At 41.5% G+C, this 14,269-nt stretch carries 19 protein-coding genes; 11 read left to right on the top strand and 8 right to left on the bottom strand.

Annotation, left to right across the window (positions count from 1 at the left end):
- The first annotated feature begins 211 nt into the window (after positions 1-211).
- Complete coding sequence (locus FTV50_RS09955) at positions 212-502, top strand: hypothetical protein (protein ID WP_257223899.1); 291 nt, start codon at positions 212-214, stop codon at positions 500-502.
- Between the two features lie 41 nt (positions 503-543).
- On the opposite strand, the gene FTV50_RS09950 is transcribed toward FTV50_RS09955, so the two are convergent.
- Positions 544-951 (bottom strand): hypothetical protein, encoded by a 408-nt coding sequence (locus FTV50_RS09950; RefSeq protein WP_078192483.1) that lies wholly within the window; start codon positions 949-951, stop codon positions 544-546.
- Between the two features lie 132 nt (positions 952-1,083).
- Positions 1,084-2,238 (bottom strand): radical SAM family heme chaperone HemW, encoded by a 1,155-nt coding sequence (gene hemW, locus FTV50_RS09945; RefSeq protein WP_180024328.1) that lies wholly within the window; start codon positions 2,236-2,238, stop codon positions 1,084-1,086.
- Between the two features lie 125 nt (positions 2,239-2,363).
- On the opposite strand from hemW, the gene FTV50_RS09940 reads away from it, so the two are divergent.
- The 3 genes from FTV50_RS09940 (at position 2,364) to FTV50_RS09930 (ending at position 4,772) form a co-directional block, all read left to right on the top strand.
- Complete coding sequence (locus FTV50_RS09940; RefSeq protein ID WP_180003411.1) at positions 2,364-2,822, top strand: DMT family transporter; 459 nt, start codon at positions 2,364-2,366, stop codon at positions 2,820-2,822.
- Positions 2,823-2,863: 41 nt separating this feature from the next.
- Positions 2,864-4,222 (top strand): MATE family efflux transporter, encoded by a 1,359-nt coding sequence (locus FTV50_RS09935; RefSeq protein ID WP_373683686.1) that lies wholly within the window; start codon positions 2,864-2,866, stop codon positions 4,220-4,222.
- Between the two features lie 124 nt (positions 4,223-4,346).
- On the top strand, positions 4,347-4,772 hold the full coding sequence (locus FTV50_RS09930) for a hypothetical protein (protein WP_180024327.1): 426 nt from the start codon (positions 4,347-4,349) through the stop codon (positions 4,770-4,772).
- A 361-nt stretch (positions 4,773-5,133) separates the two neighbouring features.
- Here the strand turns inward: FTV50_RS09930 and FTV50_RS09925 are convergent, their stop codons facing one another.
- Positions 5,134-5,346, bottom strand: coding sequence for a DUF1737 domain-containing protein (locus FTV50_RS09925; RefSeq protein WP_180024326.1), 213 nt, complete (start codon positions 5,344-5,346; stop codon positions 5,134-5,136).
- Between the two features lie 201 nt (positions 5,347-5,547).
- Between FTV50_RS09925 and FTV50_RS09920 the strand changes: the two genes are divergently transcribed.
- Positions 5,548-6,846: an AarF/ABC1/UbiB kinase family protein gene (locus FTV50_RS09920; protein WP_180024325.1), complete on the top strand. Its 1,299-nt coding sequence runs from the start codon at positions 5,548-5,550 to the stop codon at positions 6,844-6,846.
- 104 nt (positions 6,847-6,950) lie between these two features.
- Entirely contained in the window at positions 6,951-7,205 is a 255-nt protein-coding gene (locus tag FTV50_RS09915; RefSeq protein WP_078189321.1) for a type B 50S ribosomal protein L31, read from the top strand.
- A gap of 121 nt (positions 7,206-7,326) precedes the next feature.
- On the opposite strand, the gene crcB is transcribed toward FTV50_RS09915, so the two are convergent.
- Positions 7,327-7,710 carry a fluoride efflux transporter CrcB gene (gene crcB, locus FTV50_RS09910; RefSeq protein ID WP_078192489.1) on the bottom strand — a complete coding sequence of 128 codons (384 nt, stop codon included), beginning with the start codon at positions 7,708-7,710 and terminating at the stop codon, positions 7,327-7,329.
- A gap of 168 nt (positions 7,711-7,878) precedes the next feature.
- On the opposite strand from crcB, the gene FTV50_RS09905 reads away from it, so the two are divergent.
- Positions 7,879-8,211: a HopJ type III effector protein gene (locus tag FTV50_RS09905; RefSeq protein WP_078192490.1), complete on the top strand. Its 333-nt coding sequence runs from the start codon at positions 7,879-7,881 to the stop codon at positions 8,209-8,211.
- Positions 8,212-8,300: 89 nt separating this feature from the next.
- On the opposite strand, the gene FTV50_RS09900 is transcribed toward FTV50_RS09905, so the two are convergent.
- Positions 8,301-8,741, bottom strand: a complete 441-nt coding sequence (locus tag FTV50_RS09900; RefSeq protein ID WP_257223898.1) for a protease inhibitor I42 family protein — start codon at positions 8,739-8,741, stop codon at positions 8,301-8,303.
- Between the two features lie 72 nt (positions 8,742-8,813).
- On the bottom strand, positions 8,814-9,374 hold the full coding sequence (locus FTV50_RS09895; protein ID WP_180024324.1) for a hypothetical protein: 561 nt from the start codon (positions 9,372-9,374) through the stop codon (positions 8,814-8,816).
- A 303-nt stretch (positions 9,375-9,677) separates the two neighbouring features.
- On the opposite strand from FTV50_RS09895, the gene FTV50_RS09890 reads away from it, so the two are divergent.
- The gene (locus FTV50_RS09890; RefSeq protein ID WP_180024323.1) at positions 9,678-10,304 is read left to right on the top strand and encodes a class I SAM-dependent methyltransferase; all 627 of its coding nucleotides are present in this window, start codon (positions 9,678-9,680) and stop codon (positions 10,302-10,304) included.
- Positions 10,305-10,351: 47 nt separating this feature from the next.
- On the opposite strand, the gene FTV50_RS09885 is transcribed toward FTV50_RS09890, so the two are convergent.
- Positions 10,352-10,945, bottom strand: a complete 594-nt coding sequence (locus FTV50_RS09885) for a hypothetical protein (RefSeq protein ID WP_180024322.1) — start codon at positions 10,943-10,945, stop codon at positions 10,352-10,354.
- A 55-nt stretch (positions 10,946-11,000) separates the two neighbouring features.
- On the bottom strand, positions 11,001-11,471 hold the full coding sequence (locus tag FTV50_RS09880; protein ID WP_078192492.1) for a Holliday junction resolvase-like protein: 471 nt from the start codon (positions 11,469-11,471) through the stop codon (positions 11,001-11,003).
- A 132-nt stretch (positions 11,472-11,603) separates the two neighbouring features.
- On the opposite strand from FTV50_RS09880, the gene FTV50_RS09875 reads away from it, so the two are divergent.
- From FTV50_RS09875 to sodC, 3 genes are all read left to right on the top strand, one after another.
- Positions 11,604-12,248 (top strand): ParA family protein, encoded by a 645-nt coding sequence (locus FTV50_RS09875; protein ID WP_078192493.1) that lies wholly within the window; start codon positions 11,604-11,606, stop codon positions 12,246-12,248.
- Positions 12,249-12,398: 150 nt separating this feature from the next.
- The gene (locus tag FTV50_RS09870) at positions 12,399-13,520 is read left to right on the top strand and encodes an AI-2E family transporter (protein ID WP_180024375.1); all 1,122 of its coding nucleotides are present in this window, start codon (positions 12,399-12,401) and stop codon (positions 13,518-13,520) included.
- A gap of 116 nt (positions 13,521-13,636) precedes the next feature.
- Complete coding sequence (gene sodC, locus FTV50_RS09865) at positions 13,637-14,185, top strand: superoxide dismutase family protein (protein ID WP_180024321.1); 549 nt, start codon at positions 13,637-13,639, stop codon at positions 14,183-14,185.
- Positions 14,186-14,269 lie beyond the last annotated feature (84 nt).

Genomic DNA, 14,269 nt, shown 5'->3' with positions numbered 1-14,269 from the left:
TAACAATGTATAAAGATGAACTTTATATGGAGAAATATTGTTGTATTTTTCAAAAAAATAATTTTATTTAATAAATATTAAATACTTAAATTAAATTTCACTCGATGATTTTAGCTTTACATTTGTATCTCATACAACTTCATATCTTCTCCATAGCCTCCCCCTATGATGACTTCATTGATTCATAAAGAGCGTAACCTTGAAAAAATTGATGTCTTCATTAATGATTGGTCTGATTGCAACAACTGCGACAATGTCTGCAATGGCAGCGCCTGTATTCGATCATAAAAATCCGCCACCTGCTCCATACTTTGATAAAAAACCTGTACCGCCTAAAGCAATACATCACAAACCTGCTGGGCCCCACATGGTGAAAAAAGAGCATCAACACGCTCATGCAAAATTTGCCAAACAAAATCATAAGGCAGTAGCTTTTAAAGGCAATCAACACAAACCTGTTTCGCAGCATAAATTACCGCCAATACCACCGAAACATCGTTAAGTAAATTAAAAAAAGACCGCTCATGCGGTCTTTTTTAATATTTACTTTGCTTTATCAGCAATAAATTCTTTAATCTCTATGGGTTTATCTTTTACCAACTCAACTGTGCCTTCATTCACACCATTAAAGTTCTTAAAGTGAATTGAAACACCTTGGTCGTTGGCAAGTCGCACACCACTTCCTGAAACTGCTCGTTTCAATTCATACACACGATCAGAATTATCAGTCAATTGTGCGGTTTCAAAATTATCTTTGGTTTTTAACTCAAGGCTTAGATCTTGTGGCCCTGTAAAGTGAATCACTTGCTCATCTTGAGCTACTGCAACATCGTTTGTTTGTGCAGTTGTGGCCGTTGCCTCTGTTGCAACATTTTGTTCTGATGGCGCTTTTTTATCGGTGCAACCCACCAAAGCTATAGTTAATAACGTCGCAGTTAAAATATATTTCATTTTCTGAAGTTCCTTTATGCCATGTAAATTCAATTATCAACTGAATAATTTCATACACATTCTGCAAATTACATTCGAAATATGAAAAATTACTTGTGGCTCAAATTTTAAACAAGTTTGACATAGCTTTCATTACAGGAATTCTTCCAACACTGAGTTTAAAAAGATATGTCCCTGCTCGGTACAAGACAAAAGTGTTGGATCACTGACCATCAATTTACGTTCACGTAATGAGTTCAATAACTCGGCAATTGGCTCTAAACTTTCCCCTGTACGCTCGCTATATAGCTTGGCTTCCACCCCATGATTTAAACGAAGTGCATTCATCATAAATTCAAAAGGCATGTCGGCTGCTTCGATGCGCTTAAACTGAAGATGTTCAGCAGGTACTTTGGCTAAATAGTCTTTCGGCAATCGGGTTTTTTGGAAACGATACACCCCGTCTGGCATGGTCACTTTACCATGTGCGCCTGCGCCAATCGCCAAATAATCGCCAAACTGCCAATAATTTAAATTATGTGCCGACGGCTTTTCTTTACGCCATGCCGATACTTCATAATTGATAAAGCCTTGCGCTGTTAAATAGGCTTCGCCCTGTTCTTGAATATCTTCAAGCACATCATCGACAGGTAAAATTGGTTTTGTGCGGAAAAAAACTGTATTGGGTTCAATGGTCAATTGATACCACGACACATGGGTTGCCCCATTTTCCACAGCAAGTTTTAAATCCAAAAGCGCTTGCTCAATGGTTTGTTCAGGCAGGCCATGCATCAAGTCGACATTTATCCGTTCAAAACCTGCCTCTTTTGCATGCTGAATGGCAGAAATCGCATCATCATTCGAATGAATCCGCCCCAGCTTTTTCAGCTGGTCGGTATTAAAACTTTGCACACCGATAGATAGACGATTGATCCCTGCATCTAAATAACCCGCAAAAGGATCGTGCTCAACCGTGCCCGGATTGGCTTCTAAGGTAATTTCACAGTCCGCTTCAAATGGCACTAACGCTTTGAGTTGAGCAAATAACCATTGATAGCCTTTGGATGAAATGAGCGATGGTGTACCCCCACCAATAAATACACTATGAATCAAGCGACCCTGAGCAAAATCGACTTGCGTTTTAAAGTCTTCAACCAACGCCTGTAAATATTCTTGTTCTAAGTCTAAAGACAATTCACCATTCGGGACCGCATGCGAATTAAAGTCACAGTATGGACATTTGCGCACACACCACGGCATATGAATGTATAAAGATAACGGAACAACTGCAGGATTTAATTCAGCCAAGGAAAATGCTCAAAAGGAACAAAAGAAGTAAGCGCATTTTAACATGACTGCATCAGAGCGCTTATGAAAACTCATCCACAATACAGTAGACTAATAAAATTAAAGAAGAATTAGATGATTAGAAGATGAAAATAAGCAGCCATTTATTGTACTTACTGCCGCTCGCGATGGGTGTTGGTATCGCCATGACCATTCAAACAGCGATCAACAGCCAATTGCGTGAATATTTATATTCACCGCTGCAAGCTGCCCTTTTTTCTTTTTTGGTTGGTACAATAGTCCTCGCCTTTATGGTGTTTTTTCAATCGGCCGAAAAACCGGACTTTGCAAGTTTTGCTCAAATCCCTTGGTATTTATGGCTGGGGGGATGTTTGGGTGTTTATGCCATCAGTATCAGCATTTATACCGCACCGAAACTGGGTTTTTTATCCCTCTCCGGTCTGATTATTTTTGGACAGATCTTAATGTCGATGGTATTTGACCATTTTGGCTTGCTCGGCACTGAAAAAACCCCGATTAACTGGCAACGCTTATTGGGTGGCGTGGTGATTTTTATTGGTGTGCTTCTCACTTTCCAACGCTAAGACCTCATTCCTAAGCACCTCACAAGAAATGAGTACATTCTGTGTCTACTGTCACGGCTGTAACAAGCAGCAAGTATGAATTAAAACAACTGTTTCATTTAATGATCCCGATATTAATTACGCAGTTTGCGCAAGCGGGATTTGGTCTCATTGATACCATCATGGCAGGACACATGTCCGCCAATGACCTTGCAGCCATTGCGGTCGGGGTTGGTTTATGGATACCGGTCATGCTGCTGTTTAGCGGCATTATGATTGCAACCACCCCATTAGTGGCAGAAGCCAATGGTGCTCGCACGCCTGAAAAAATTGCCACTATTGCCCGTCAGTCTTTGTGGGTTGCGTTGTTTCTTGGCATTATCGCTGCACTGGTTTTACAGGCAATGCCGCTTTTACTTCCTGTACTTGGTGTACCTGAGGCCTTGCTTCCGAAAGCCAGTTTATTTCTACACGCCATTAGTTTAGGTATGCCTGCTGTCACCATGTACGCAGCTTTACGTGGTTACTCAGAAGCATTGGGGCATCCGCGTCCAGTCACTGTGCTGAGTCTGATGGCCTTATTGGTGTTAATTCCACTGAACTTTATTTTTATGTATGGTTTAGGCCCAGTCCCTGAACTGGGTTCTGCTGGATGTGGATTTGCCACCGCGATTTTGCAATGGTTAATGTTCTTTGCTTTGGCGATGTACGTTTTCAAAGGATCGGCCTATCAAAAAACCCAACCTTTCGCTGCTTTTGAAAAAATGAACAGTGAATGGATCAAACGTATTTTAAAACTTGGCTTTCCCATTGGCTTAGCCATTTTCTTTGAAGTCAGTATTTTTAGTACAGCCGCTATTGTGTTGAGTCCTTTAGGCGAAGTCACCATTGCCGCGCATCAAGTCGCCATTTCGATTACCTCGCAATTGTTTATGATTCCCATGTCACTAGCGATTGCGCTGACCATTCGGGTCGGTACCTATTATGGGGAGAAGAACTGGCTAGCGATGCGAAAAGTCCAAAAAGTCGGTATGTTGACAGGGACGGTATTTGCCCTGATTACCATGTTGCTGCTTTGGCTTTTACGTAATGAAATTGTGTCACTGTATACCAATGACTATGATGTGACTCAGCTTGCAGTATATTTGGTCTTGTTCGCGATTGCCTATCAGTTGATGGACGCATGGCAAGTCAGTGCCGCAGGGTGTTTACGCGGTATGCAAGACACTAAAGGGCCGATGTGGATCACCATGATCGCGTATTGGATCATTGCCTTCCCTATCGGGATCTATCTTGCACGCTTCACCACGACTGGTGCTGCAGGCGTTTGGATTGGCCTAATTGTGGGTCTGACTGTCGCCTGTATACTGCTACTTACACGTTTATTTATGATGAATAAGCGTTTAGCTCAAGCGGGATAAGCCCTTAAAAATCATCTAAAAAGTTACTTAAAAAAGACGGCTAGGCTATGCAGAAGATTAATGCAAATTAACACGCTGCATAGCAACGCCATAAATAAAAAGCACGAAGAAGAGGAAAATAAACATGTCCCATGTATTTCGCTCGATGAGTCTCTGTCTGAGCTTGGGCTTCTCCATGTCACTACAGGCTGAACAAACAATCAACCGACATGAATTTCCTTTGTATTACGCACCCATCAAAGTCCAATCACAACCTGAATTTGATTACATCAATCAAGCACTTTGGACAGCCTTTCGCTTTTATCATGAACAACAAGCAGACTCATATACCGCACGTTTAAAGTTAAGTTGTCAGCAGTCTGGTATGGCATATACCTATCAGGACTTCATCAAGGCCAATCAAAAGTTTGCCTCTGCGGGTGATCAGGATTTTATCGTGACGCAAAACCTCATCACCTTGAATGAAAACTTACACCATAACCAATGCAGTAAATATCTCAGTCCACATTTAGAACTGGAAAAAACTGAAGCAACTGATGTTACGGAGTAACATCAGTTGCTCAATTTGATTCAAAAAAAGAACGATACACGAAAAAGTCATCTGCAATTGTTTGAGACAGGACTAGTTCTAATCAAAAATGTTTTTGCGATACTTTAAATAATTAGACGCTAGCGAACGAGTTTTGTCGGTGAGGTGCATTGCACCGCAAGATGGTTTCCTTGCGAAGCACGCTTCTCATTTTGCCGAATGAGAAACAACGTTTCGTAAGAGTACCTCCAGCTGAAGGCTAATCCCTTTATTCAATCCCTAGATGAAAGACTCCGTCGAATAAAATTAAAAATCTTTTTTTAAATGCGTAAATACTTTCACAGGCATAACATCAGTAAAGCAACTAAAGCAGCAAAGCCAACTAATTAAGCGCCTCAATGGCATTTTTTAAACCTTGTGGCACTTGGCTGTCGTCCTCTACGTCTTTCACGATCGCCTGCCCGACAATCACCTCTGTCCCATTAAAACTCATGGTCGGTGATCCATACAATTCATAGCCTTCATTTAAAGCTTTGGTCACACGGGCACAGAAATTGACATCATCTTTACCGGTTAAATAGCGATACACTTTCATCGTTCAGTTCTCTTCTAGCGACGCGATATTTTAAACCATTCAGCACGTGGCTTAAATTTGCCTGAATTATTTTCAGTATTTACATTTTTGCCCATCATTTTATCAATGGAAATAAAGTCTTAACAATTTAAAGTAGGCAGTTTGTGTTTTGTCGCCTATGATCGGTATTAGATAATAAATGATGATCTTGAGGAACATCACATGGCAAAAACGGCTAGCACACCGGGTCGTCGCTTTATGAAACTTGCCAGTATGACGGCAAGCATTGCTACTAAAACCGTTTCCAATTCCATCCGCAATATCACTGCCGATGAAGAACAGAAAAATGCATCTCGCAGTAAACTTTTTCAGGACATCGGTCTGCAAATTGCAGACACTTTGGGTGAAATGAAGGGTGCGGTGATGAAAGTCGGACAAATTGCCTCGCAGTACAAAGACATTTTTCCACCTGAAGTCGCAAAAGCGATCAGTAAATTACAACGCCAAGCGCCAGCCATGCCTTTTGCTGAAATTAAGGCTCAAGTAGAACAAGAACTCGGCAAACCCCTCGCGCAAATTTTTAAAAGTTTTGAAGAACAACCTTTTGCCGCTGCATCCATTGGGCAGGTGCATAAAGCCGTGTTACCTAATGGTCAGCAGGTTGTAGTGAAAGTCCAATATCCGGGTGTCGAAGAAGCCTGTGACAGTGACTTAAAACAAGTTCGGCTTGCACTTCGTCTGATGGGCGTATTGAAAATTGATCGGAAGTTACAAGACAAGCTATTTCGTGAAATTCAGGACAGTTTAGACAACGAATTGAACTATGAAATTGAAGCGCAAAACTTAGATGTGGCCCGTGCGTTTCATTGTGCGCTGGATGACAAAGTCATCATTCCACAGGTCTATAAAGATTATTCTTCACGTCATATTTTGACTCTAAGTCTAGAGCTTGGCGACAGTATAGAAACTGCCAGCACATGGTCACAAGAAACACGAAATGCCTTGGGAAGGCGCTTATTCCGTGCCATTGGCCGTGAAATTTTCTTCCTTAAACGTTTCCACTGTGACCCACATCCGGGCAACTTCGCCTTTCGTGAAGATGGTTCAGTCATCGTATATGACTACGGCGGTGTGAAAACCCTGTCTCCTGAAATCGTGTCGCACTTTAAGCAATTGATCAATGCTGCACGCAAGCACGATATTCCGCTGATGGAACAGCAACTCGATGCCTTACATTCACTCAATGAACTCGGTAAATTCCCTACGGAGTTGTATGAGCAATGGCTTGAAGTACTGATGCGTCCGCTGACCACACAATACGACTTTGCTGAAAACTCAGCACACCATGACGGGGTAGAATTAATTAAGCCTTCTCTTAAATATTGGGATGTGTTTAAACCGTCGCCAGACACCCTGATGGTGAACCGGACTGTTTCAGGACATTATTGGAATTTGATTCATTTGAAAGTGAATGACAATCTGAATGATCTCTTTGATGAGTTGGTCCCACCTAGCGCTTAAGAGAACATGAAGCGCTGATTGCCTGATGAATTTCGGGCAATATTTGCATTTTATATTGTTATGTTATAACATTCCCTTAATCAATAAATTTAAGGAACAGAAGAATGCGTGCCAACATCCATCCCGAATACCGTGAAGTGCTCTTTCATGACACCAATGCCAATGCCTTTTTTGTGATTGGCAGTACCTTAAGCACCAATCAAACCAAAGAGTTTGAAGGCAAGACCTATCCATATGTGACACTCGATATTTCAAGTGCATCACATCCTTTTTATACAGGTGAACAACGTCAAGTGAATAACGAAGGACGTATTGCGAACTTTAATAAACGCTTTGCGCGTTTCAAACGCTCACAATAAGTTCAGTTTAGATTAAGTTTTTTCTTTTAAAATTAAAACATTAAAGAAGTTCAGGGTTCCCCTCCTCCAGCCTGAGCTTCTTTTTTTTATGTCTGAAATTTTGTGGTTTTCAAGCGTTGTTTTAAACATCTATTTTTAAAATCGAATGAAATAAGTAATATCCCAGCCCCAATACGATGACACCAATCACCACACTGGAAATGGCATAACTAAATGCCAGCCCACTTTGCCCTTGTCTGAGCAGTTGAAAGGTTTCTAAGCCGAAACTGGAAAATGTGGTAAAGCCACCTAAGATCCCGACCATAAGCAATAAGCGTGCTTCATTTTGTAGAACGGGATATTTTTGGCTAAATGCAAACAACACACCTGCACAAAAGCAACCTAAAATATTCACCCACCATGTTGCCCACGGAAAGAGCACGGTTGGCTTGGCCAATAACAGTCCTGCTGCATAGCGAAGTGTTGCCCCAATTGCGCCGCCACATGCGACCAAAAGCCAGTTCATAGTTGTCCTACTTCAACATCATTGGTATCTACAGTTTAGGCAACAGACTGCCTAAGGTCGCCCTTCAATATACACGCATTTAATTTACGCAAATAGTGTTAAATGTTTGGGCCAAAGCTTGCTATAGTCTGCAACACTTTGCGGTATTTTTTATTGAAAGAGGACATTATGGCTCAGGAATTATTAGATCAACTTCAAGCAGGGACTGCGAAATTTTCAGATGTGATTGCATTTATTGAAGCGCGTTATAACCACACACCAACTGCTTTTACCAATGGCAAACAAGCCAATGCAGCGACTGAAAACCAAGGCAGTGCCAAAGTATTTTCTTTTGCCCAATTGAATGGTCTAAACCAAGCTGAAACATTAAGTCTTTTTGCTGAACATTATGCTGCTGTTTTGGCGACACCAGACGCAACTGACCACCAAAACATTCGCCAATTTATGCAAAATGGTTGGGAAGGTATTCAATTTGACGGTCAAGCGCTCAGCGCGAAATAATACATACGTGGACGTTTTAAATCAGTTCGTCTGCGATAAAAAAGCCAGTATAAATACTGGCTTTTTTATCTTTTCATCAGTGGTTCAAATCAAGACACTCGAACTCTGCAAGTCCATTCAGCCATCGCGGTTTTTTCCCAAGCTCGTGCATGCTTCAAATGTAGTAATTCTTCACCGGCAGTCAATGCGGTAAAACGATAAGTTTTTTGACCACCGGCACCAAGCACTGGTGTCGCATCTGCAGCAGCAGCTTGTTGTTGTTGTTGTTGTTGAGCTGATTGAAACACTTCTTCAACTTTAAAAAGTTTCGGTTGCTCAGCCAAAGACCATACATATCCGGTACTTGGATTTTCGTTTAACAGTACTTCTAAAGTTTGTCCACGATCCATCTCAAGCAAGGTCGGACAACTTTGCTGTTCAGTAAATACATGGGTTTTCCCATCTACAGTTGAACTCATACTGGTACATCCACCAAGCGCTAAACCACTCGCCAACATTAGACTCAAAATAAGCTGTTTCTTTATCGTCATTTTCATCATCAAATTATTTTACCTTGAATCTAATGCACACCGATTTCAATACGATCTCGATGTAATCGAAGTTTAGCCTTTGACTTTTTCAATCCACTGAATCGAACTTACACGAAAAACTTCACAAGCCCCATCACCCGTATCTGTTGGGGTCAAAGATGAAGTCCAAACCAAATCTTTGTCTTTCACCTCAACCAAATCCCCTTTTAAACGCACAAGATCACCACGTTTCACTTGAGTAATTTGTTTAGCAATTTGCGGATTTGCAGGAATGATGTGCATATTCGACACCATCATCATGGCTTGCTTTTGCGGTACAGGAACACGATCCATTTTCCAATTTAAGAAACGGTCATATTGATTGACTGAAATCGTCCGAGCAATTTCTGGCTCTGCAAATAAGCCCCAACTGACGGCATAATCGATCGGAGAAAATTTTGCTTGTTCATCTGTTTGATAGGTTTTTGAACCTAAAATTCGGAAATCACCTTTAAATTCTTTCAAGGTAGAAATCGACTGGCCTTTGGCAGCAGGTGCTAAGCCTTTGGCAATATTATAATCTGAAGACGCTTGGACACCGATATTCAATAAAAAGCCTGCAAGCACAGTACTTAATGCAATTCGCTTGATCATCGCGTTATCCTCTTACCCTGTAATACTTCACATTACTCAATTTTAATTCTGCAATTGAGCCGACTTCATCTATTCATAATGCCCCAACCTGAACATAAGCTTAAAATCGCGTAGGTTGAGCCTGATGAATGTCGTTTTCACTAGTTGTAACTCTATATTACGCACACAGTCTGCATAAACCTTATGAACTTGGTAACAAAATGCTGTTATTCAGTCAATTGGCCCATATTCACTTCCTACCACATGATTTAAAATTAAAAAGACATGATTTACACTTTAAAAAAACCAACAACAATGCCCGCTATGATTTATAAATTTTATCAACAACACATTTTTCCGCATCTTTTAAATCAAGTCATGCAAGTACCAAGCTTGATGGATAAACGACGCGAACTCCTGTTAGCCGTATCTGGTGAGGTGCTCGAAATTGGCTTTGGTACAGGTTTGAATTTAGCGTTTTATCAAAATGTCGATACGGTTTTTGCCCTAGAACCCAATCCTGATATTTTTCATTTAGCTGCTGAACGTGTACATGCAGCGCCCTTTGAGGTACAGCATATTTTAGCCAGTGCTGAAAAATTACCCTTTGCAGATGAAAGTCTAGATCATGTCGTGAGTACATGGACCTTATGCAGCATTGCCGATATTGAAACTGCGCTTGAAGAAATCTACCGTGTCCTTAAACCAACAGGAACATTTCATTTGGTTGAGCATGTACAACACAATGAAAATCGGAAAATTAAGCAGTTACAAAACTTACTGACGCCCATTCAAAAGAAAGTCGCGGATGGCTGTCATCTGGATCGTAATATGCAAAAGTTGCTTGAAGATGCCCAGTTTGAATGTTTTGAAACGCAGTATTTTGATGCTGAAGGCATTCCAAAAATTGGACAGCGCATGTTGCTCGCCCACGCACGGAAGTTGAGTTAAAGCTTCCAAGGCCATGTTTAAGCAAAATCAAATCTAGTTAAAAGTACCTAGTCTTTGATTAGTCGAATGGCATTAATTTTTAGGATATGACAGGGCTTTTTATTCAACACATTAAAGGTGCTATACGACTTCCCTGTTTTGGTGGAATGCACATCCACCCATTCACCCAAAATCTCCACACGATCCCCTGATTTCAAACGCCGAATACGATTTGCGACGTCTTCGGATTGAGCAATCACACTGACATTTTGCAATTCGGAGTTGAGCTGTTCAACTTGTGTCGAGGGTACATTTTTCGCTTGTACGTTAAAACAGCGGTTCTGCTGCGACCATTCAAGATGATATTTTAAAGACTGGAAATCATTTGCGCCTGAACTCAGTAGCAGATCAATATTGCTGACATAGGCCAAGTCTTGAAAGCCACCCACCACGGTCGGTGCTGCCGGATGTAAAGTACGACTACTTGCACTGTAGTAGCGTTTATCCAACAGCAAATATTCACCGGAAAATGCCTGAGTCGGTGTGACCTGAAAATTTTTCAGCACACCAGTTTGCTCTAAATGTGGAATGGCACGAAAATATTCAGACCATATCCACAGCATGAGCGCAAAAACGGCTGCAGTCGCTAAGAGTTTTTCCATGTGGATATTCTGTCCTTATTACTTTTCGACGGTTCTGAGCCTGAATCAAGCGAGCTTAAATATGCTCAAAATCAATTCGGATGGTTTCAAAACGCACTCGCCCTTCAGCAATGGCTTGAGCAATCGCTTGTTGCCCTTTGGTCAAACGTGCCCCACCACTTTTAATATCAATCAGCACCACTTCAATGTCTTCAGCGAGTCCATCACCATCACGAAAATCAGTGTAACCATCAAAAACCACATAATCGATCGGGTCACCGAGAAACTTTGCATCGCTAGGTAAATACTGAAATTCAGGCATGATCGGCGCCATTTGTTCAGCCATTTTGCCTTTTAAAACAGCACGACTGGTATTTACACTGCGCTTTTGTGCGTGGGCCAATGCCTGCTGATGTTCCAATTCTAGTTCTGCAATATATTGCTCGTATTCTGCCTTAATCCTTCCATTGCGACTGCCACTTAAAATTAAGGTGGTCAGTACAATCCCAATACATGCGCCAATGAGCATGGCCATCCAGACAGACATTTAAAATTCCTAATCTTTTTAATATATTACAGCGAAACGTATAGAAAAAACTTAGACTTTGGTTCTTTGTCATATTCCCCGCATTAAACAATGATATGCTAGGGATGAGCAGAATAAAATCTATTTAGGTCGATGAAAACGATATTAATTGCCAATCAAAAAGGTGGTTGTGGCAAAACCATCACAGCAATCAGTTTAGCCTCTGCACTTGCGCAAAAAGGTTATAAAGTGGCCTTGGCAGATGCTGACAATCAAAAGTCTGCACGTCAATGGCTCAAACAGCGCCCAGAGACTGCAGCCCCAATTCAGAGCCTAGATTGGCGTCATGAAAAATCGATTGGTGATGTGCCGAAAGGGATTGAATATCTAATTATCGATGCACCGGGTGCGTTATCGGGTGAACATGCAGATCAGTTGGTGAGTGAAGCTCATGCCATCATTACCCCGCTACAACCATCTTTCTTCGACATCGACTCGACCCGTCGTTTTTTAAAGCATTTACAAGAAATTAAACGGATTCGTAAAGGTAAAGTCCAAATCTTATTGCTTGCCAATCGTGTCAAACCCAATTCTGCTCATTCCAAAGAAATTCAAGATTTTTTCAATAAAGTTGAACAACAGCCCGTTGCTTGGATTTCTGAACGTACCGCTTATGGTCAACTTGCCATGCAAGGTCTTTCGGTTTTTGACAAAACGCAAAAATTGTACCTCGGTATGCAACAACAATGGCAACCTGTGCTCAATGCCATTATTGAAGACGAAGCCGAGTGGTTTTAACCCATCATTCCACATTTTGTTGATATAAAGGCCAATCTTGCAAGGATCTAGCCTGAAAGATATTCACCATAAGTTAACAAGCTCTCGTTTTCGGGAGCTTTTTTTTCGGTTAAGATTGAACACAACATGATGAAAAAATCAGAGCACGCATTGCCAACGTTCGCACCTACATTACAAAAAGTCTTATTGTTCGGATTATTTTTTATCCTGATTTTTTTGAGCTTTAGCGTACTCAAATACTTTATTGTGCCCGTTGTTTGGGCAGCGATTATTGCTTATATGACTTGGCCGCTGTATCAATCGGTGCATCGTTTTTGTGGCAATCGTGCAAATCTAAGTGCGGCGCTGATGATCTTACTGGTGGTGCTCGTGGTAGGTCTGCCGGTGATTTTTGCGATCTTCTTGCTACAACATGAAGGCCGTAACTTGTATTTTGAATTACAAAAGCAAGTTTTCTCTGGTCATGTCAATGTGCCTGATTTTATTCGCCAACTGCCGTTTATTGGTAAAGAAGTCAGTCGTACCCTGCATGAGCTGAACAATGACCCAAACAGTATTATTCAATCGGTACAAATTTGGATTCAGGGGCATTTGAACTACGGTAAAGTTCTGGTCGGCGAAGTCAGTAAAAATATCTTTAAGCTGTGTTTTGCCGTGATGTCTTTATTTTTCTTCTATCGTGATGGTCAAACTATTTTAAGTCAGGTCAGTAAAGCCCTCGAAATGGTGATCGGGCCACGTATTCATCATTATCTTGCCACCATCTCGGATACCACACGTGCCGTAGTGTATGGCATCGGTCTCACCGCCATTGCCCAAGCTTTACTTGCCGGTCTCAGCTATTTTGTTGCCGATGTGCCTAACCCAATGTTATTAACCATCATTACCTTCATGTTGGCACTGATTCCTTTTGGCCCACCGATTTCATATACCGCTGTGTCGTTGTGGTTATTTTCACAAGGTCAAACCATTGAAGCCATTGGCGTCATGGCTTGGGGTGTTTGTATCGTGAGTACGGCCGATAACGTGATTCGTCCTTTAGTGATTTCAGGGGCAACGCAGATTCCATTCTTATTAATCATGTTTGGTGTTTTAGGTGGGATCGCCAGTTTCGGTCTTGTTGGTTTATTTATCGGCCCAGTGATTTTGGCAGTATTGTTAGCCATTTGGCGTGAATGGTTGCATGAAACCCAAATTGAACCCGTCATGATGCCCAAAGCAACATTGGCACATAACTTAGACAATATGGATGATAAGCCTGAACAACCTTAATTCAGGCTTAAATTCATTAAACAAATATTACAATCAAATACTTAAATTATCTGTCATCCTGTATCCGCATCTGTTTCAATGGTTGAAACTCCATAAAAACAGACAGGATGCCAAACATGTCTTCACTATTTAAATTCGGTGCGCTTGCTGCGGTCAGTGCCCTGATGTTTACAGGCTGTGCGAGTACCTCGACTTCAACAGGTCTGAATGCAAAAACCGTGACGGTCAATGCCGTGACTACTCAAGGTATTGGTCAAAGCATCGGTCAAATTAACTTGGTTGATAGCCCTGCTGGCTTGGTTATTCATACCAATTTAACCCAGCTTCCTCCGGGTCCACACGGTTTCCATATTCATGAAAAAGGCTCTTGTGCCCCAGCTGAAAAAGATGGAAAAGCGGGTGCTGCTCTTGCTGCAGGTGGTCACTTTAACCCTAAAGCTGCACCTAACCACGGTACGCCGCTAACAGGTCACTTGGGTGACTTACCGATCCTTCAAGTTCAAACCGATGGCACAGCAAAAGTGAATTTAATTGCACCACGTTTGAAATTGGCGGATGTACAAGGCTTAGCCATTATGATCCATGCTGGTGGTGATAATTACTCTGACGACCCTAAACCTCTAGGCGGTGGCGGTGACCGTATTGCCTGTGGTGTGATTCAATAATCGACCTTGCACATAGATTTGAATAAGCGGACTTTAAGTCCGCTTTTCTATTGAATAAAAATTGACAGTTCACAGAAAAAAGCT

The sequence above is a fragment of the Acinetobacter sp. YH1901134 genome, from assembly GCF_013416965.1.
GTDB lineage: Bacteria > Pseudomonadota > Gammaproteobacteria > Pseudomonadales > Moraxellaceae > Acinetobacter > Acinetobacter amyesii.
The sequence above is the reverse complement of the archived record's forward strand: the minus strand, read 5'-3'. Positions and strand labels throughout refer to the sequence as shown.